This window comes from uncultured Sulfitobacter sp. (genome assembly GCF_947500075.1).
Taxonomy (GTDB): domain Bacteria; phylum Pseudomonadota; class Alphaproteobacteria; order Rhodobacterales; family Rhodobacteraceae; genus Sulfitobacter.
Window position 1 is genome coordinate 104,655 of the sequence record NZ_CANMQS010000008.1, and the last position, 19,538, is coordinate 124,192.

The window sequence follows — 19,538 nt, forward strand, 5'->3', positions numbered from 1 at the left end:
AACATTGAAAACGCCGCGCATCTCATGTGCGGCGTTTTTCGTTGGCACCTTCGGCGCCACGGTGCCGGCCCACCACCCGCGCACCGCACCGTCACACCCCCTCGCTGAACTCCGCGACCAGAGAGCGCACCACATCTTTCAGCGCCGCGTCCGTGTCGCGCCCCTGCGCAATCGCAGCGTCAAACACAGCCGCCTGTCGCTGCGAGCTTGTCCCGTCCCGCAGGATATTGCGCGCGCTTTCCACCTCCGCAGCGCATCCCAATGCAACAGCATGTGGCAAAACCAGATCGATCATCTCTTCCAGGATGTCCTCAAACGGCACAATCTGCCCGATGCCGAAGTCGATCAGTCCCGCCGTCGGCCCATAGCGCTGCGCGCGCCATCGGTTTTCCTCAATCAAAAACCGCTCATACAACCGCCACCGCTGGTTCTTGCGACTTAACTCATGGAGCATTCTGAAAATACTCTGCGTCAGTGCAGCAACGGCAATGGCATGATCAATCTTTGGCATCACGTCACAAATGCGCGATTCCAGCGTGGGAAAGCGCGCGGACGGACGCACATCCCACCAGAGTTTGCTGGCATCCTCGACAATTTCGGCATCAATGATCGTCTGAATGGACCGGCGATACTCCGAAAAGCTGGAAAACAGCGGCGGCAGCCCGGTACGCGGCAGATTGTCAAACACACTCAAGCGGTAGGAATGAAGCCCCGTGTGCCGCCCTTCCCAAAACGGGGATGACGTCGACAGCGCCAGCAGATGCGGCACGAAATAGGAAAACTGGCCCAGCAGATCGACCCGCATGTCGTCATCATCAATCCCCACATGCACATGCATGCCGCAGATCAACATGCGCCGCGCCACCCCCGCCAGATCCTTCTCAAGCGTCTGATATCGCTCCTTGTCTGTGAACTTCTGCTCCTGCCATGCCGCAAACGGATGGGTCGAGGCTGCGATGGGTTCAAACCCGAAGTCATTGCAAACCTCTTTCACCGACCGTCTGAGATTGGCAAGGTCCTCACGTGCCTCTGCGATCGTCGCACTGACGCCCGTGCCCACTTCCACCTGACATCTGAGGAACTCAGGGCTGACCTTCTTTCCCATCTTCCGGATACAGGCGTCCATCAGCGCCTGCGGCGCCGCCACAAGATCGAGCGTCTCTGCATCGACAATCAGATATTCTTCCTCGACACCAAGGGTGAATGATGGGGATGTACGCGCCATTGCCTGCTCTCCGGTCGTTGGGCCGCACCGATCTTGCCGCCGCGATGGTGGCCCGGATGATCAAGCCGAACCGGGGCCGTCCCAAGCAGGCTAGGAGAATTCCACACAGGTGTCATCTTTTGAACAGCAAAGCATTCGCCCGCCACAGGTCGATCAAGGGCAAATATGGTGTGATGTCCGGACGGTTTCCGGTACCACCGCATCAGATGACTTAGCCTTGCCCGCACAAGGGACCAATATGCGCGCTGACGGCCGAATGTGCCCCATACCGTGAAGGATCGTCTGATGAACGTCGTGGAAGCCACCGCCGGTGACGCCCCCCGCATGAGCGAGATACTGACGGACATCCTCCTGTCCTGGAACTCTCAACGCCCCAGATCCGCCCAGCACGTTCTGGAGCACTACATAGATCATCCCGACGGGATCCGGTGTTCGGTCGCAAGGGATCAAACCGGGACCATCATCGGCTTTCAGTCCCTGAAAGTCGCAAGCGCCAACAACCCGTTTGACCTTCCCATCGGTTGGGGGATCATCGGGACCTATGTGACCTCCGCTACCGGGCGGCACGGTGTTGGCCGGGCGCTGTTCCTGTCCTCACTGGACGCTGCGCGTGCCGCTGGCCTGAAGCAGATCGACGCAACGATTGGTGCGGATAACCGCGCGGCACTGGCCTATTATGAAGCCATGGGATTTGAAACCTACAGGACGCTGCCCGGTGCGGTTGGCAAACGACGTATCGTCAACTGAACGTCACGCGCGCTCACGGGTCTGCCCAAGACCCGCAAAAACCCGCTGCATTCCAGCACATTGCTTGCTCTCTCCACCCTCCCTCCACTACTGTTACGACACCCTGAAAGTGAGCCTCCCATGCACCGCCGCACCTTCCTGATCGCCGCCACAGCTGCCCTCACCGCCTGCGGGCGCAGCCCCGATCCCGTCGCCCCCAGCGACCCCCCGCTCTATCCCAATGAAACCCCGCAATTGCGGGCGAGCATCAACCGCTGGGCGGATTTCTATGACGTGCCGCGCCCGCTGGTACACAAGCTTGCCATCCGCGAAAGCACACACAACCCCGGTGCCCGTAACGGTCCCTACTACGGGCTGTTGCAGATCCTGCCGCAAACCGCGCGCACCATGGGCTTTCGCGGCCAGCCCGCAGACCTTCTGGATGCGGACACCAACCTCGAATTTGCGGTAAAATACCTGCGGGGCGCGTGGCTGCTCTCTGATGGGGACTATGATACCGCGATCAGCTGGTACGCACGCGGATACTACTATGAGGCGAAACGCCGTGGGATGCTGGTGGAGACAGGATTGCGACCGGGCTGACGGCGCCGCAAAAACACCCTGAGCGACACCAAACACGTCCTTACATATCCACAAAAATCATGTCCCTCATATCGCCCCGTGCGATTGCGATTTGCTGCACACTTTCGTCAGATGTTTTTACGACTGGAAAACATGGTGGATGCGGCGATGGAATGGACACTCTCAGAAGACATCAAGACGCGCGCTGGCAACGTCCGTGCAGGACAGGGCGGAGAAGGTCCCCCGCTGGTCTTGGCGCATGGATGGCCATGGTCTTCTTACTCCTGGCACCGGCTCATCCCTGCGCTGGCAGCCAAAAACCGGGTCTATTGGTATGACATGCCGGGATATGCCGCGTCGGAAAAGCGCACGGACCACCGGACTTCCCTGGATGTTCAGGGCAAGGTCTTTGCAGAGATCATGCAGCACTGGAACCTGAACCAGCCCACCGTGATCGCCCATGACTTCGGCGGTGCAACCACGCTGCGCGCGCACCTGCTGCATGGCGCGGATTTTCAGCGGCTCATCTTGATGAATGTTGTCGCCATGCGGCCATGGGGCTCAGCGTTCTTCGATCATGTGGGCCAGCACATTGGCGCCTTTCAGGGGCTGCCAGCGCATATCCATGCCGCCATTGTCCGAGCCTATATTGAAGGGGCCTTTACCACGCCTATCGCCACAGATGACCTGAAAGCGCTCATAGACCCTTGGCTCACACCTTCCGGTGGCGAAAGTTTCTACCGGCAGTTTGAACAGGCGGATGAAATCTATACGGCGGAGATTGAACCACATTATGGGGAGGTGCGGTGCTCCGCACATATCCTTTGGGGCGAAGAAGATCCCTGGATCCCACTGGCGCGCGGCAAGGCGCTACACGTCGCAATGGGGAAAAAGACGACCTTCGCGACGATACCGCATGCGGGTCATATGCCGCAGATCGAAACCCCAGACGCCGCCCAAAAAGCGCTGCACCCACTGCTACAGACATAAAAAAGGCCCCGCGTCCAAGCGGGGCCTTTTGAAAATTCCGATGCAGAGGAACTTACTCTTCGTCTTCCAGCGCTTCGACAGCCTTCTGAAGATCCTCTTTGGACACTTCTTTTTCGGTCACGTTCGCATTCTCCGCGATGTGATCGACAACCTTGTCTTCGAAGATCGGCGCGCGCATCTGCTGCTGCATCTGCTGGTTCTGCTGAACAAATTCAAAGAACTGACGCTCCTGACCGGGATACTGGCGCGCCTGCGCCATGATCGCCTGGGTCATCTCAGCGTCGGTGACTTCCACTTCGGCCTTCTGGCCCATCTCCGCCAGCAGCAGGCCCAGACGCACGCGGCGTTCGGCCAGTGTGGTGTGCTCATCCGTCGGTTTGATCTCAGGGTGATCGTGACCTTCGACCTCGGGGTTTTCCTCATGCCACAGCTGGTGCGCGATCTGGCCCGCCTCGGCTTCGACCAGTGACGGCGGCAAGTCAAAGCTGACCAGCTTGTCCAGCGCGTCGAGCAGACCACGCTTCATCACAGCACGGGCGGCACCGGCATATTCGGCTTCCAGACGTTCGGAAATCTGGGTTTTGAGCGCAGCAAGGTCTTCGGCGCCAAACTTGGTGGCCAGCTCATCGTTGATCTCAGCGGCGACAGGTTCTTTGACCTCTTTGATCGTGCAATCGAAAACGGCTTCTTTGCCCTTCAGATGCTCCGCCTGATAATCCTCAGGGAAGGAAACGGTCACGGCTTTCTCTTCACCGGCCTTCACGCCAACCAGTTGCTCTTCAAAACCGGGGATGAAGGAATTGGAACCCAGTGCCAGCGGATAATCCTCGGCGGAGCCACCTTCAAACGCCTCACCGTCGACTTTGCCGACGAAATCCATGACAACCTGATCGCCGTCCTTGGCTTTGGAGCCTTTCTTGCGGGCTTTGAAGTCCTGCGCGTTCTCGGCCAAATTCGCCAGCGCTTCGTCAATCGCCGCATCGTCGGCCTTCACAACCATTTTCTCCAGCTTGATCTTGGACAGATCAACTTCCGGAATTTCTGGCAGCGCCTCATAGGTCATGGAAACTTCGACGTCGTCGCCTTCTTTCCATTCCTCGTTGGTCATCTTGACTTCGGGCTGCATGGCGGGACGGTCACCAGATTTCTCGAAGTGATCCGCCATGGCGCCGTCGATGCTTTCCTGCATCGCTTCGCCCATCACGCGCTGACCGAACTGTTTTTTCAGCAGCGCCATCGGGACCTTGCCCTTGCGAAAGCCCTTCATCTCGACTTCGGGCTGCGCCTCTGTCAGCTTTTCGTTGACCTTGGCGTCCAGTTCAGCTGCCGTCACGGTGATGGCATAACCACGTTTCAGACCTTCGTTCAGCGTCTCGTTGACCTGCATGTGTGCTCCATGGGATTGGGGCCCGCAGCCTTGCTGCGTGCGAAAAATTTCCGCCCTTCTATTGGCGGGACGGGGGAGGTGCAAGGGGGATCGGACCTGCTTGGGGTCGCGACCCATCAATCCTGTGCGAATAACGATAAAAGCGGTGGAACTTACATCCCCAGCGCTTCTTTATACATGTCCAGCACCGCCTCTTCTTCGGCGATGTCATCAGGCTCCCGCTTGCGCAGCGCGATCACCTTGCGCAGCACCTTGGTGTCATAGCCGCGCGCTTTCGCCTCTGCCATGACCTCTTTCTGCTGGTCCGCCAGATCGCGCTTTTCTGCGTCCAGCCGCTCAATCCGCTCAACGAACTGGCGCAGTTCATTTGCAGTCACGCGGTAGGTCGCATCGCCTTCGGTTTCAATGACGTCTGGATTGGTGCTGGTGTCGCTCATGGTGTCCTCAATCGAATTGGTTTTGATCTGAGTAGCCCGCCCCCCGCCGGCCCGCAAGCGGCTCTTGCCCTGCGCTTGGGATTGTCCTAGCTCTGCGCGCATGGAAAACGCTGAGACATCTGTATTCGACATCGTGATCTGGACCGGTGCGGCCTTGTCCTTGCTGGGTCTTGTCGGGCTGATCTGGTGTATCGTCACGGTCAGCCGGGCCAAACGCAAGAAACTGCCCGATGCGGAAATGCGCGATGTGTTGAAACGTGTGTTGCCCTTGAACCTTGGGGCACTGTTCCTGTCCGTGATCGGCCTGATGATGGTGATTGTCGGGATTTTCCTCGGCTGAGGATCGCGCGCCTGTTGGCTGCGTCCTGCTCCTCTGTCCGGACCCGCTGGACAGAACCGTCGGGGCTGCTTACATCACCCTATGGATATCCGGCAACTCACCCCCCGCTATTACGTCGCCCCGCAGATCTCATGCGAGGATATGGAAGACCTGCGCGCCGCCGGGATCACCCTGATCCTGTGCAACCGCCCCGATGGAGAGGTCCCGCCAAGCCATTGCGCCGATACCATTCGCGCCGCAGCCGAAGCAGCCGGGCTGCACTTCGCCGAGCAACCCCTGACCCATCAAAGCATGGTGCCCGAGGTCATTGCCGCCAACAAAGAGAAAGGTGCCGCCACCGATCAGGTTGTGCTGGCCTATTGCGCCTCCGGCACCCGGTCCTGCATCGCTTGGGCGCTGGGACAGGCAGGCGATGTGCCGGCACAGGAGATCGTTCAGGCCGCACGTGATGCCGGGTATGACCTGACAAACATCGCACCGGTACTGGACAAGCCCTTCGGCTGATCACGCGCCGGGGTCAGCCGGCTTTCAGATCCGGAAGGTCCGGCAAATCGGGAAGGTCGGGAAGATCATCCAGTTCCGGCAGGTCCGACATATCTGGCAGATCGGGCATCCCCTCCATCTCAGGCAAATCGGGAAGGGACGCGCTTTCAGCGGGTTCAGACGCATCGTCCAAGCCAGGCAGGTCCGACATATCGGGCATATCCGGCAAGGCATCCATTTCCGGCGCCGCCGTGGGATCCAGATCGTCCAGTGCCAGCATTGCCGCATCACCGCCGCTGCCATTCGGCATCCCGTCACCAAAGCCCTGCCCCATGTCCTGCGCGCCCATGTTCTGCGCCGCTGTGGCGGACAAAAGCCGCAACGCACGGACCCCGTTCACCTGTCCCAGACTGCCTGACCCAAGCGTCTTTCCCTGCGGGGTCAGCACCCGAGTGGTGGCGAAATCCGCGTTTTCCAACGTCAGCGCATCCCCTACCTTGAGCGTGCTCAACCGGCTCAGCGGCAGTTGGATGCGCGTCAGAGCGACCGGAAGGTGGATCTGCAAGGCCAGAACAGGCTCCGTCAAGGTCCGGGGCTGAGGCGGCTCTGCTGGCGCAGGCACTGCCCCCGCAACACCTGCCGCGCCCGCGTCTGCACCGGCAAAGGCGGCCCCTTCAGGCAGGCACAACATCAGTTTCCCCTGCCTGCGGCCCCCTTCGATGTCTATTGTCAGGTGCAGCACCCTGTAGCTTTGCGCTTCCATCGCCATCAACAGCAACCGCGGCTCCTGCGTGCGTGCGCCAAAGGCATATCCCCCGATCAACGCCTGTTCATCCCGCGCTTCAGGCAAGGGAGCCACACGAGCCAGCAGCGCATCGAGAAACGGTGCGCAGATGGCGGCATCCGTGTCGGTCAGCCGCCGGGTGTCGCCCCCCTCCGGCGCTGGCGTCACCTTGCCCATTGTCTGCTGTTGTATCAACGCCCCGACCAAAGCACCGTCCATCACCGCCGCCGCGCGCTGCCGGTCCGGGCCTTCAAGCAGCATCAACAAGCCTGTATCGTCAAAGAGCGGCGCAAGCGCATCCCCTGCATGGCGTTCGGCGCGAAACCCGATGACTGCCAAAGCCATGTCGAACAGATCATTCGCAACCTTGGCTGTTGTCAGACGCAGTGCCTTGGCCAGCGTCATGGCGCGCGCCTGATGCTCTTCCCGCCCGACATGCGCCTTGCGCACGAGCGCAGACGGGGGCGCACCGCCCCCCTTCAAACCTGCCTGATCCGCAGGGTCTGTCTGTGTCTTACTGTGCTCTTCGCCCATGTTCTCCGACCCGGCACTGGCGGCCTTAAGGGACGGTGATAGGCGATCTGGGTTACCAACGGCTTTATGACGCCGCAGATATCCCTGCGATGTCAGGTTTTTGAGGGGCCTCGATTGCCTCCAGCGGCAACGTGACGCGAAAGCCCGTGCCCGCCATGCCCGGCAGGTATTCGATACTGCCCCCCAGGCGCAGCATCACTTCCCGGCAGATCGCGAGGCCAAGCCCTGCCCCTTCGCCGTCCTGCCCTGCAACGCGGCTGAACTTCTCAAAGATCACGGCCCGCGCTTCCGCATTCAGGCCTGCACCGTTGTCAACAAAATCAACGACAAGATCATCGGGCCGCCGGGTCACGGTGATCCGCAGTTCCGGCGCATCGGCGCGGCAATATTTGTGGGCATTTGTCACGAGGTTGATGAAGACCTGCACAAGACGGTCAAGATCCGTGTGCAGGTGAATGTCCTCCGGCCCATCGTCACGCACAACGCGGATCGGATCGGACTGCCCCGCCAATGCCGTCGCCTGCGCGCGGTCCAGTACATCGCTCAACCGTCCTTGGGCGGGATAAAGCGTGACCTGCCCATTCTCCAGCACCGACAGATCCAGCAGGTCATCCAGCAGCCGCGTCAGACGGATGGTCTCACTGTGGATGATCGACGCATAGCGGGTCTTTTCCTCCGTGCTCATGCTGCCGGCATCCCGCAGGATTTCCGAGAACGAGCGGATAGACGTCATCGGCGTGCGCAGTTCATGGCTGATCTGGCTGAGGAACGTGTCCTTTTGCAGCGACAATTGCGTCAGCTTCTCATTGGCGGAGCGCAGTTGCGCCGCTGTGGCGGACAGCTCGCGCGATTTTGCTTCCAGCTGGCTCGAATACTCAAGCATCTGTGCCGATTCGTCCGCCACCGCCATCAGATCCTGCACCGAGACAGACGTGCCGCCGACGATCTGGGACACCATCGCATGGGCCGTCGCAGCGCCAACCGAAGCGGCCAGCTCCCGCTCCAGCGCCTGCACGAAATCTGACGTGGGTTCCGGCAGATCCCCCGGCAACCCCTGCGCGCGCGCGTGGCTAGCAAAAAACGCCTGCGCCTCGGAAGCGCCAAGGATACGCTGCGACATGATCATCAGATCTTCGCTGCCCGCCAGTGTCGCTGTCCAGCCACGCGCTGGCCCTGCGTGCTCCAGCACATTCACAAACTGCGCGCCTTGCAGGCGTTCAATCGGGTCCGGGAAAGTAACCAAAGACACGACAATGAAGCTCAGCGCGTTCAAACCGACGCTCCAGAAAACAGCATGCACCGTCGGATCAAGACCGGTAACCCCGAACAAGGCCTGCGGCCGCAGCCAGCCCAGCCCCAGAACCCCCTGTTCAAATGTCGCGACGGACAAGGCAGCGCCCTGCCCGAAGCTGGGCAGCAACATGGTGAAGACCCAAAGGCTGAACCCCACGCCCAGCCCCGCCAGTGCCCCGGCCCGAGTCCCGCCGCGCCAGAAGATACCCCCCAGAAGCGCCGGCAGGAACTGCGCGACCCCGCCAAAAGAGATTGTGCCAATGGCCGCCAGTGCGCTGCTGCCGCCCGACACACGGTAATAGAGAAACCCAAACCCGATGATCAGCAGGACCGACAACCGCCGCGCGCGGATCACAACCGCGCGCACGTCGCCAGATTGCACCGCACCGCTTGACCCGGCGTTGAGCCAGATCGGCATCACAATGTGGTTGCTGACCATCGTGCTCAGCGCCAGCGTGGCCACGATCACCATCGACGTGGCTGAAGAAAATCCGCCTAGAAAGGCGAGCATCGCCAACCCGTTCTGCCCCTGGCTCAGCGGCAGGGACAACACGAACAGATCCGGGTTCGACCCTGCGGGCATCAGGTCCAGCCCGATCACCGCAATCGGCACCACAAAGAGGGAAATCAGCACGAGGTAGAGCGGAAAGGCCCATGACGCGATTTGCAGGTGCCGTTCCTCATCGTTCTCAACCACCATGACCTGAAACATCCGCGGCAGGCACAAGAACGCCGCTGCCGAGACCATGGTCAGCGCCACCCAACGCCCGCCTTCAACTTCCCAGCGGCCAATGGCGGAGGCATCAATCCGCGCCATCGTCTCGCCCAGCCCTCCCGCAAGTCCCCAGACCACAAAAGAGCCAACCGCAATCAGCGCAAAAAGCTTCACCACGGCTTCAACCGCGACCGCGATCACCACACCGTGGTGGCGTTCGTTGACGTTCAGGTTCCGCGTGCCGAAAAGCAGGGTAAACACCGCAAGACCGGCAGCCACCCAGAATGCCGCCTGCCCCTTGTTGAACCCACCGTCTTCGCCAACGGCAAGCAGGGGATCAGGTGCAGCAAAGATGGCCAATGACAGCACAACCGATTGCAGCTGCAACGCGATGTAGGGCGTCACCCCGATGACCGCCATCACCGTGACCACCACCGCCAGCGTATTCGACTTGCCGAACCGGGAGGAAATCAGATCCGCGATCGACGTGACCCGCTGGCTGCGGCCAATACGGACGAGGCGGCGCAAGATCCACCACCAGCCAATCATCACCAGTGATGGTCCAAGATAGATCGTCAGATATTCCAGACCGGAGCGCGCCGCATATCCAACCGCGCCGTAAAACGTCCAGGCCGTGCAATAGATCGAGAGTGACAGCGTATAGACCATGGGGGAGCGCAGCCAGCGGTTGCCCCTGCCGCGAATGGCAGCGCGTTCCGCCCAGAACGCCACCGCAAACAGCCCCACAACATAGGCGAGGCAGACAAAGACCAGCTGATTGAGGGTCACCATCAGTCAGGCGGATCCGCCGTCTGGGACGTCCCGCGCCACAAAAGCCGCGCGACAAAGGCAAGAAAGACCCAGACCGCAAAGATGTACAAAAGCGCGGATGACGTGCTGACCCCCTGCCCGTCAGCCCCGTCCGGCATCGGCCACATCAGGGGCACCATCCACAACACCGCGCCCAGAAACGGCAAGAGCCGCACCGCGTCCCACAAACGGCGGCGGCGGTAGCTGCGCCGTTCCAGAAAGATCGGCGGCGCAACCGGCTCAGGTTCGCCCGTCATGTCGCCGTCAGCTCGCGCACAGCATCGAGCATCTCAGCATTGGAAAAGGGCTTGGTCATGAAACGGCTCACGCCCGCTTTCTCTGCCAGTTCCCGGTCACTGCGCTGTCCCCGCGCTGTCAGCATCAGCACCGGCAATTCCATCATCGCCGGATCCGCGCGCAGATCATGCAGGATCTCAAAGCCACTTTTACCCGGCAGCATGACATCCAGCATCACCAGATCGGGACCCGCATTGCGGATCACATCGACCGCATTGGACCCATTCGCCAGCGTCTCCACCCGCCAGCCTTCATTTGACAGCAGAAAACGGATCGCTTCGGCGATGTTTAACTCGTCCTCCACAAGCACCACATGCTTCATCCGCCGCGCCTCCCCTCGCGTGTGTCCTGCCACCCTCTGTCGGGGCGTGCCGCGCACAAAAGGACGATGCACCGGAACGCTTACGCTGTCAAAGCTGACGTGGCTTTTGCGTCAGCGCGGTCAAATGCCGGTGCTCATGATGGAAGGCTCCCGGCGGGCAACGCAGCCCTCCTGCGGGCACACGCGGCAGGTTGAGCCCACCTTGCGCGAGGCAGCCCCATCCGGTGCGGCAGGCAACAGCAGCATCACCCCCTGCACGAGCGGTACGGAATTGTATCCCGACGGTGTTGCGGCCTCTGCCGTCGCATAGCTGACAAAACCCGCTTCGGCCCGGCCGACCTGATTGACCTTTTCCGACAGCACTGTGCCCGGTTGGGCCAAAGCCGCGAACAGAGGCCAAAGCGGGCAGCACGCGCCATGCCGCGGCACCGTGAACCCCTCGACCGATTTGCGAAAAATCACGGTGCCCGCCCGGTCGCAGACCACCAGTCCCGCACCCAGATCAGGCAAGGCCGCCATCCGTCGCAGAACCCGCCCCACCGGCTGCCCCAGACGGCGCGCCACTGTCATCGGATCCGTGCCATGGGTTTCAATCGCCCCCTGCACGTCCTGCATCGGCAACGCCTGCGCGTCCTGAGAGATCATCTCCAGCACCCGCGCGGCAATGAAGCGGGACGCCTGAGAGCGCAGGTCTGCGGCCTCTTCAATCACCTGCTTCAACGCGTCGGTGGTGTCACCGGCCCTTTCCAGCACGTCAAAGCGGTAGGCGTGACGGGTGAGAAACGCCTCCACCTCCTCCTGCGGGGAGCCCGCTGCATCCGCCGCGTCGGCCTCCACATTCAAATGGCCCAACAGCGCCTCCGCGCTTTCGGACAAGCGGCGGCTGTCTTCGTTGATGTTGGCATGAAACCGGCTGCGCCATTCCGGTTGCAGCGTCTTCGTCTCTGCCAGAATGGCGGCAGTGGAACGGATGGAGGCCGCCGTTGTCAGCAACTCGTGCATGGATGCGGCCAGATGCGGGTCATGCGCCAAACGGTCGCTGAGGGCTTCGATGGTCTCTTCCAGGGCAGCAACCCGCCTGCGTGTCCCGGCCAGCACATCCGCCCAGCCGGGGAAACGGCCGGCAAAATCCTCCGCCTGCGCAGCCTCCGGCCCGGTCAGACCGGCCTCAACCGCGGCTTCCCGCAGCGTCGCGATCAGCGCAGCTTCTGCCCCTTCGGTCAGCGTCTGCGCCTCCGTTCCCAGACGCTGGGCAATCGACAGTAAAAGCTTGCCGCCGATTCTGCGCCGGTTGTGTTCGATCAGATTGAGGTAACTTGCGGAAATGCCGATGTCGCGGGCAAGTTCGGCCTGCTTGAGGCCTGCAATCACACGACGTTCGCGGATGCGGCTACCGGTCAGCGTTTCAACAGCCATCAGGTGCACTCCGACCAAAACAACAGAAATTCAACAGGTTTCTGCAACGCAGTATCATGAAATTTACAAGCTCCGCAAAAGTTCTGACAAGATATTTACAGAATAATCTTTCAGATCAAGGGGGTTATTGAACCATTTTCACAACCCACCGAAGATGTCTTTGCACAATAGTGTCTGTTGCATCGGCCCAGGGAGGGACCTTTGCTCAGTTAATCAATCGGGAGGACTTTATGTCATTTTCAAAACTGACCCGTCGTGGTCTGATGAAGACCGGTGCGGCGGCAAGCGCGGGCCTCACACTGCCCACGTATCTGCGCGCCGACGGCCATTCAGGTTTCACCAACGCGCCCACCGGCAGCACCGTGACACTGGGCTTCAACGTGCCCCAGTCCGGTCCTTATGCGGACGAAGGTGCAGACGAACTGCGCGCCTATGAGCTGGCGGTCGAGCACCTGAACGGTGGCGGCGACGGCGGCCTGATGAACACCTTCAGCTCCAAGGCGCTGCAAGGCAACGGTATCCTCGGCAAGAAGGTCGAGTATGTCACGGGCGACACGCAGACCAAGTCGGACGCAGCCCGCGCATCCGCCAAGTCCATGATCGAAAAAGACGGCGCGGTGATGATCACCGGTGGCTCCTCCTCTGGTGTGGCTGTGGCTGTGCAGGCGCTCTGCCAGGAGGCAGGCGTGATCTTCATGGCGGGTCTGACCCACTCCAACGACACAACGGGTAAAGACAAGCGGGCCAACGGTTTCCGCCACTTCTTCAACTCCTACATGTCCGGTGCGGCACTTGCGCCCGTACTGGCCAACGCCTACGGCACCGACCGGAAGGCATACCACCTGACGGCGGACTACAACTGGGGCTACACCACAGAAGAAGCCGTGCGTTCCTCCACGGAAGCCATGGGTTGGGAAACTGTAAATGCGGTGAAGACACCGCTGACACAGACAGACTTCTCTGCCTATATCGCACCTGTGCTCCAGTCCGGCGCCGACACACTGGTTCTGAACCACTACGGCGGCAACATGGTGAACTCCCTGACCAACGCCGTTCAGTTCGGTCTGCGCGACAAGCAGGTCAACGGCAAAGACTTCCAGATCGTCGTGCCTCTCTACTCCCGCCTGATGGCGAAGGGTGCGGGCGCCAACGTGAAGGGCATCTTCGGCTCCACCAACTGGCACTGGTCCCTGACGGATGAAGGCTCCAAAGCCTTCGTGAAATCCTTCGGCACCAAATACGGCTTCCCACCCTCACAGGCGGCGCACACCTGCTACGTTCAGGCGCTGCTCTATGCAGACGCGGTTGAGCGTGCGGGCTCCTTCAACCCCTGTGCGGTTGTCGAAGCGCTGGAAGACTTTGAGTTCGACGGCATGGGCAACGGTCCAACACTCTACCGTGGCGCGGATCACCAGTGCTTCAAGGACGTGCTGGTCGTGAAGGGCAAAGAGAACCCGGAGTCCGAATTCGACCTGCTGGAAATCGTGGAAGTCACACCTGTTGAGCAGGTGACCTATGACCCCGATCACCCACAGATGGCGGGTGGTTCACTGGGAACATGTAACCCGGGCGCCTAAGCGCACATCCAAGACAGATCGCAGGGCGGCACCACCGCCGCCCTGCCATTTTGGCCAAATGGCCTGACGCCGCATTCCGCAACGGGGATGCGCAAGTGACGGGGGCACCCACTCAATGGACGCAATTATCCTGCAAATCCTCAACGGCCTGGACAAAGGCTCAGCCTATGCGCTCATCGCGCTGGGGTTGACGCTGATCTTCGGGACCTTGGGTGTTGTGAACTTCGCGCATGGCGCCTTGTTCATGATCGGCGCCTTCTGTGCTGTGACGTTCAGCAAATTTCTGACGTTGAGCCACACGGTCATCGACGAAAACAAGACCGACTTCCTTGGCAACCCCGCCAAGATCGAGGTCCCCTATATCTACGACCTGTTTGGGCAGGCGACCGGAGACGCCATCATCGACTGGGCCGTCCCCCTGTCCCTCATTGTGTCCATCCCCGTCATGGTCGGCATCGGCTTCATCATGGAGCGCGGGTTGATCAAACACTTCTACAAACGCCCCCACGCAGACCAGATCCTCGTGACCTTTGGCCTCGCCATCGTTTTGCAGGAAGTGATCAAATACTACTACGGCGCCAACCCGATCCCGACACCCGCACCTGACGCCTTCCGTGGCTCTTTCGACTTTGGCGCGATGATGGGTTTCGATCCCAATACGATCATCTATCCCTACTGGCGGCTTGTATACTTTGCTTTCGCCGCTGTGATCATCGGTGCGGTCTTTGCCTTCCTGCAATTCACCACCTTCGGCATGGTGGTCCGCGCAGGCATGGCAGACCGTGAGACCGTCGGCCTTCTGGGCATCAACATCGACAAGCGTTTCACCATCATGTTCGGCATCGCGGCCGCGGTCGCAGGGCTGGCGGGCGTGATGTATGCGCCGATCAACTCTCCCAACTATCACATGGGCATGGATTTCCTTGTCCTCAGCTTCGTGGTGGTTGTCGTCGGCGGCATGGGATCGCTGCCCGGTGCGGTGCTTGCAGGCTTCCTTCTGGGCATTCTGGAAAGCTTCGCCTCCATGGCGGTGGTGCTGGAGCTGATCCCCGGCATCAATCAGGTCATCATCTATCTGGTGGCAATTATCATTCTGCTGACCCGTCCCCGTGGCCTGATGGGCCGCAAAGGCGTGATGGAGGAGTAAGACAATGCTTGGACTGAACAAAAAAGACTTCGGCCTGCTGATCATCGTCGCGATCCTGACGATGGCTGCTCCCTTCATCCTCAATCCCTTCCCTGAAGGGTCCGCCATGGCGCAGTTCAACGCAGGATACCCCGACCTGATGCAGCGTCTGGTGATCTTTGGCATCTTCGCGATCGGGTTCAACATCCTGTTTGGCCTGACCGGCTATCTCAGCTTCGGCCACGCCGCTTTCCTCGGTGTGGGGTCCTATGCGGCAATCTGGATGATGAAGCTGCTAACAATGAACGTGATCCCGGCCATCGTGGTCTCCATCGTGATTGCGGGCCTCTTCGCGCTGCTCGTCGGCTGGATTTCCCTGCGCCGCTCGGGCATCTACTTCTCCATCCTGACGCTGGCCTTTGCGCAGATGTCCTATGCGCTGGCCTATTCGGTGCTGACGCCGATCACCGGTGGCGAAACCGGACTTCAGCCCAAGTACACCGATCCGCGCATCCTTGATGGCGCACTGGAAGCAGGTCAGTCGCCGCGGGCCAACCTCTTTGGTCTGGACATGCGCGCCAGTTCGGAACTGGTGATGGGCAACTGGGTGTTTACCTTCAACGCCGGCTACTACATCGCCGCGATTGTCATGCTGATCGCCTTCTATATGTCGATCCGTATCTTCCGGTCGCCTTTCGGGATGATGCTGCGGGCGGTCAAATCCAATCAGCAGCGGATGAACTACACCGGCCTCAATTCAAAACCCTACACGCTGGCGGCCTTTGTGATCTCCGGCATGTATGCCGGTCTTGCGGGTGGTCTGCTGGTGGCAATGGACACGCAGGTGGGCGCGGAACGGATGTTCTGGACGGCATCAGGCGAAGTTGTGCTGATGACGATCCTCGGCGGTGCAGGCACGCTGATTGGTCCAGTGCTCGGCGCGGGTCTGATCAAATACATGGAAAACATCGTCTCCAAGATCAACAAGGGCGTGTTGGAGCAATGGTTTGCCTTCATGCCTGATGGGATAGAAGACCTGCTGGTCACGATGATCTATCCCTTCGTGGGCAAAGGCTGGCACCTCACGCTTGGCATCATCTTCATGCTGGTGGTGATCTTCCTGCCCGGCGGCCTTGTCGAAGGCGGCCAGCGCATCGGGCGGCTGTTTGGCCGCAAGAAACCGTCGGACAGCTCACCCGATGGCTCAAAAACCCCTGCTGAATAAGGAGAACAACCCATGGCTATTCTCGAAGTAAAGAACGTCGGCAAGCGGTTTGGGGGCCTTCAGGCGCTCGGAGACGTGAACCTGAGTGTGGCGGAAAACTCTGTCCACGCGATCATCGGCCCCAACGGGGCGGGCAAATCCACGCTGCTCAATTGTCTGGTGGGCAAGCTCATTCCGGATACCGGGTCGGTCATGTTTGACGGGCAATCGGTGCTGGGGCGCAAACCCTATGAGATCAACCAGATGGGCATTTCCCGCGTCTTTCAGACACCGGAAATCTTCGGCGATCTGACGGTGCTGGAAAACATGCTGATCCCCTGTTTCGCCAAACGCGACGGGGCGTTCCGCATGCACGCCATCGAAGGCATCGACAACGAAAAGGACATCCTGGGCAAAGCCGAACACATGCTCGAAGAGATGAAGCTGATCGACAAGCGCGAAATGAATGCAGCATCCATGTCGCGCGGTGACAAACGTCGTCTGGAGATTGCGATGTGCCTGGCGCAGGACCCGCGCCTGCTGCTGCTGGATGAACCCACCGCCGGGATGGCGCGGGCCGATACCAACAACACCATCGACCTCCTCAAGCAGATCAAGGAAGAGCGTGACATCACCATCGCCATCATTGAGCATGACATGCACGTGGTCTTCTCCCTTGCGGAACGCATCACGGTGCTGGCGCAGGGCACGCCGCTGGTCGAAGACACCCCCGACAACATCAAAGGGCATCCCAAGGTGCGCGAAGCCTATCTGGGTGAAACCCAGGACGCCGCTTAACGCCGCCTTTGTGAAGGAACGCATGATATGAATACCCAAACGCTCGACCGCAACGCCAACCACGCCGCCACTGCGCCGGCCTATCTGTCGGTCTGGGACCTTGAGGCCTACTACGGCGAAAGCTACATCGTGCAGGGCATCAGCTTTAACGTCCATGAGGGCGAAATCCTCGCCCTGCTGGGCCGCAATGGTGCGGGCAAGACCTCCACCCTGCGCGCGATTGCCCGACTGGCCGAACCGGAAGCCCGCCATGGGGAGATTTGGCTGGACCACCAGCCGCTCCACAAGATGCAGGCGCATGAGGCGTCACAGGCGGGTCTGGGCCTTGTTCCCGAAGACCGCCGGATCATTCCGGGACTGACGGTTGAGGAAAACCTCAAGCTCGCCCAGATCGCGCCGCCTGTGGGCTGGTCACTGGAACGGCTCTATCAGCTGTTCCCCCGTCTGGGCGAACGCAAGAACCAGGAAGGCACGACCCTTTCAGGCGGCGAACAACAGATGCTCGCCATTGCCCGCGCGCTGGCGCGTGACATCAAGGTGCTGCTGCTGGATGAGCCTTACGAAGGGCTGGCCCCGGTGATCGTGGATGAGATCGAAAAGACGCTTGGGATCATCAAGGATCAGGGGATCACGACCATTCTGGTGGAACAGAACGCGGTCCGTGCGCTGCAATTGGCGGACCGTGCAGTGATTCTGGATACGGGCGGGATTGTCTTTGACGGCACCGCGCAAGAGGTGCTGGACAACGAAGAGTTGCGCGCGGAATACCTCGCCATCTGACGAAGCGGGGCGGGCGTTGCTGAAGGTGACGTCCGCTGCCTGCCCCGGAATTTTCAAAAATTCCGAACCGGAAAATTTGAATTTTCCGCGACCTTTGCGGCTCAATCCGCCAATAACTTGCGCAGCTCTGTCTTCAGCACCTTGCCGTAGTTGTTCTTCGGCAAGCTCTCCACCCGCAGATAGGCCTTGGGCCGCTTGAACCGCGCAATCTGCGACAGACAGAGCGCGTCCAGCTCGACCTCCGCAGCCTCTCCCACAACAAAAGCCACAACCTCTTCGCCCCACTCCGCATGCGGACGGCCGACGACCGACACCTCCGCCACATCAGCGTGCTGCAACAACACTTCTTCAACCTCACGCGGATAGACGTTGCTGCCCCCGGTGATGATCAAATCCTTGCTCCGGTCCTGCAAGGTCAGATACCCCGCCGCATCCAGGAACCCCATGTCCCCGGTCCGCAGCCAGCCGTCTTGCAAGGTCTGCGCGGTGGCCTCGGGGTTGTTCCAATACCCCGGCATCACGGGCGCGCCGCGCACCATGATCTCTCCCACATCACCGGGCGCAGCAGCGCCTTCAATCCGCACTTCGACAGCGGCCTGCGCGCGGCCCACGGACCCCAGACGGGCCTGCCATCCCGGCCGACTTCGGTCCGCGACCTCCGCGCGGCTGAGCACAGAGATCGCCATCGGGCATTCGCCCTGACCGTAGATCTGCACGAAAACCGGGCCGAAGTGATCCACCGCATCGCAGATGTCCGCCACATACATCGGGCCCCCGCCGTAAACGACCGTCCGCAGCCCTTCTCCTGTTGCACCAGCGGCGCGCGCATGATCGGTCAGACGTTTGACCATCGTCGGTGCGGCAAACATATGCACCCGTCCGTGATGCGCGGCCAGCATCAGCACCTCCGCCGGGTCAAATCCACCGCTCTGCGGGCAGACATGCCGCGCCCCGGCATGGACGTGCATCAGGTTATACAGCCCTGCACCATGGCTCATGGGTGCGGCATAAAGCGCTGCATCCTCGCCCGAGACCGGGTCGACATCCACACCATAACTCAACGCCATCGCCATCAGCATGCCGTGGGTGATCATCACACCTTTGGGTGTACCCGTGGTGCCCGATGTATAGAAAAGCCACGCCAGATCATCTGCCGCGCGCGCTGCGATCTGTTCAATCGGTCCAGTGGCGCAGAACCGCTCAAAATCCGCACCGGGGGTGATCACGACCGGAACGCCCGCAACATGCTGGTCGAGGCCGGGGGAGGCAAAAACCAGCGCAACACCCGCATCCTGCAAGATATGTGCCACTTCACGCGCATGAAGCTTTGCGTTGATCGGCACCGCAGCCGCCCCGGCCATCCAGATGCCATAGAGCGCCACCAGATAAGCCGGATCATTGCGCATCAGCAGTGCCACCCGCTGCCCCGGCTGCACACCACGCGCCTGCAATCCCGCCGCCACCGACCGGGCGCGGGCGGCAAAACGGGCATAATCCGACACCTGAGTGATGCCTGAAAACAAGGCCGGCGCTGTCGGTGAAACCGCCGCACGCCGCACCAGCCATTGCGCCAAATTCATCGCAGCCTCCGCCCCATTGCATCCTTGTGCATCATTTTCCCCCTTCAACTCCCCACTTTCATTGCTATGTCCCATGACATATAAGCGAAAAAAACGTGCACCCGGTCACACCGGAGCCGAGGAAACGTCGAG

19 protein-coding genes are annotated in these 19,538 nt (G+C 60.7%); 10 read left to right on the forward strand and 9 right to left on the reverse strand.

The annotated features are described in order from the left end of the window. Window positions 1-91: 91 nt before the first annotated feature. Window positions 92-1,225, reverse strand: a complete 1,134-nt coding sequence (locus Q1A91_RS20675; protein ID WP_299882156.1) for a carboxylate-amine ligase — start codon at window positions 1,223-1,225, stop codon at window positions 92-94. Between the two features lie 285 nt (window positions 1,226-1,510). On the opposite strand from Q1A91_RS20675, the gene Q1A91_RS20680 reads away from it, so the two are divergent. The 3 genes from Q1A91_RS20680 (at window position 1,511) to Q1A91_RS20690 (ending at window position 3,523) form a co-directional block, all read left to right on the forward strand. Continuing rightward, on the forward strand, window positions 1,511-1,972 hold the full coding sequence (locus Q1A91_RS20680) for a GNAT family N-acetyltransferase (protein WP_299882158.1): 462 nt from the start codon (window positions 1,511-1,513) through the stop codon (window positions 1,970-1,972). Between the two features lie 120 nt (window positions 1,973-2,092). Beyond that, entirely contained in the window at window positions 2,093-2,554 is a 462-nt protein-coding gene (locus Q1A91_RS20685; protein WP_299882160.1) for a lytic transglycosylase domain-containing protein, read from the forward strand. A gap of 111 nt (window positions 2,555-2,665) precedes the next feature. Continuing rightward, entirely contained in the window at window positions 2,666-3,523 is an 858-nt protein-coding gene (locus tag Q1A91_RS20690; protein WP_299882162.1) for an alpha/beta hydrolase, read from the forward strand. A gap of 52 nt (window positions 3,524-3,575) precedes the next feature. Here Q1A91_RS20690 and tig read toward each other — a convergent pair whose 3' ends face one another. Both tig and Q1A91_RS20700 read right to left on the reverse strand, forming a co-directional pair. Further along, a complete protein-coding gene (tig, locus tag Q1A91_RS20695; protein WP_299882164.1) occupies window positions 3,576-4,910 on the reverse strand; it encodes a trigger factor in 1,335 nt (444 codons plus the stop codon). 152 nt (window positions 4,911-5,062) lie between these two features. Next, on the reverse strand, window positions 5,063-5,347 hold the full coding sequence (locus Q1A91_RS20700) for a DUF2312 domain-containing protein (protein ID WP_299882166.1): 285 nt from the start codon (window positions 5,345-5,347) through the stop codon (window positions 5,063-5,065). Between the two features lie 100 nt (window positions 5,348-5,447). Between Q1A91_RS20700 and Q1A91_RS20705 the strand changes: the two genes are divergently transcribed. Together Q1A91_RS20705 and Q1A91_RS20710 are read left to right on the forward strand one after the other, a co-directional pair. Further along, on the forward strand, window positions 5,448-5,687 hold the full coding sequence (locus Q1A91_RS20705; RefSeq protein WP_299882167.1) for a hypothetical protein: 240 nt from the start codon (window positions 5,448-5,450) through the stop codon (window positions 5,685-5,687). 81 nt (window positions 5,688-5,768) lie between these two features. Further along, window positions 5,769-6,191 (forward strand): TIGR01244 family sulfur transferase, encoded by a 423-nt coding sequence (locus Q1A91_RS20710; RefSeq protein WP_299882170.1) that lies wholly within the window; start codon window positions 5,769-5,771, stop codon window positions 6,189-6,191. A 13-nt stretch (window positions 6,192-6,204) separates the two neighbouring features. Here the strand turns inward: Q1A91_RS20710 and Q1A91_RS20715 are convergent, their stop codons facing one another. From Q1A91_RS20715 to Q1A91_RS20735, 5 genes are all read right to left on the reverse strand, one after another. Beyond that, the gene (locus Q1A91_RS20715; RefSeq protein WP_299882172.1) at window positions 6,205-7,488 is read right to left on the reverse strand and encodes a FliM/FliN family flagellar motor C-terminal domain-containing protein; all 1,284 of its coding nucleotides are present in this window, start codon (window positions 7,486-7,488) and stop codon (window positions 6,205-6,207) included. 64 nt (window positions 7,489-7,552) lie between these two features. Continuing rightward, window positions 7,553-10,288, reverse strand: a complete 2,736-nt coding sequence (locus tag Q1A91_RS20720; RefSeq protein WP_299882174.1) for an ATP-binding protein — start codon at window positions 10,286-10,288, stop codon at window positions 7,553-7,555. Continuing rightward, on the reverse strand, window positions 10,288-10,563 hold the full coding sequence (locus Q1A91_RS20725; RefSeq protein ID WP_299882176.1) for a hypothetical protein: 276 nt from the start codon (window positions 10,561-10,563) through the stop codon (window positions 10,288-10,290). The genes Q1A91_RS20720 and Q1A91_RS20725 overlap by 1 nt, the downstream gene beginning before the upstream one ends. Beyond that, complete coding sequence (locus tag Q1A91_RS20730) at window positions 10,560-10,925, reverse strand: response regulator transcription factor (protein WP_299882178.1); 366 nt, start codon at window positions 10,923-10,925, stop codon at window positions 10,560-10,562. The genes Q1A91_RS20725 and Q1A91_RS20730 overlap by 4 nt, the downstream gene beginning before the upstream one ends. Before the next feature lie 120 nt (window positions 10,926-11,045). After that, window positions 11,046-12,341, reverse strand: a complete 1,296-nt coding sequence (locus Q1A91_RS20735; protein ID WP_299882181.1) for a short-chain fatty acyl-CoA regulator family protein — start codon at window positions 12,339-12,341, stop codon at window positions 11,046-11,048. 230 nt (window positions 12,342-12,571) lie between these two features. On the opposite strand from Q1A91_RS20735, the gene Q1A91_RS20740 reads away from it, so the two are divergent. The 5 genes from Q1A91_RS20740 to Q1A91_RS20760 all read left to right on the forward strand — a co-directional run bounded on the left by Q1A91_RS20740 (window position 12,572) and on the right by Q1A91_RS20760 (window position 17,826). Continuing rightward, a complete protein-coding gene (locus tag Q1A91_RS20740) occupies window positions 12,572-13,918 on the forward strand; it encodes a substrate-binding protein (RefSeq protein WP_299882183.1) in 1,347 nt (448 codons plus the stop codon). Window positions 13,919-14,033: 115 nt separating this feature from the next. After that, on the forward strand, window positions 14,034-15,065 hold the full coding sequence (locus Q1A91_RS20745; protein ID WP_299882185.1) for a branched-chain amino acid ABC transporter permease: 1,032 nt from the start codon (window positions 14,034-14,036) through the stop codon (window positions 15,063-15,065). Window positions 15,066-15,069: 4 nt separating this feature from the next. Then, complete coding sequence (locus Q1A91_RS20750; protein ID WP_299882187.1) at window positions 15,070-16,269, forward strand: branched-chain amino acid ABC transporter permease; 1,200 nt, start codon at window positions 15,070-15,072, stop codon at window positions 16,267-16,269. Window positions 16,270-16,281: 12 nt separating this feature from the next. Beyond that, a complete protein-coding gene (locus Q1A91_RS20755) occupies window positions 16,282-17,046 on the forward strand; it encodes an ABC transporter ATP-binding protein (RefSeq protein WP_299882189.1) in 765 nt (254 codons plus the stop codon). 27 nt (window positions 17,047-17,073) lie between these two features. Further along, window positions 17,074-17,826, forward strand: coding sequence for an ABC transporter ATP-binding protein (locus tag Q1A91_RS20760; protein ID WP_299882191.1), 753 nt, complete (start codon window positions 17,074-17,076; stop codon window positions 17,824-17,826). 101 nt (window positions 17,827-17,927) lie between these two features. On the opposite strand, the gene Q1A91_RS20765 is transcribed toward Q1A91_RS20760, so the two are convergent. Then, on the reverse strand, window positions 17,928-19,406 hold the full coding sequence (locus tag Q1A91_RS20765; RefSeq protein ID WP_299882193.1) for an AMP-binding protein: 1,479 nt from the start codon (window positions 19,404-19,406) through the stop codon (window positions 17,928-17,930). Between the last annotated feature and the right edge of the window lie 132 nt (window positions 19,407-19,538).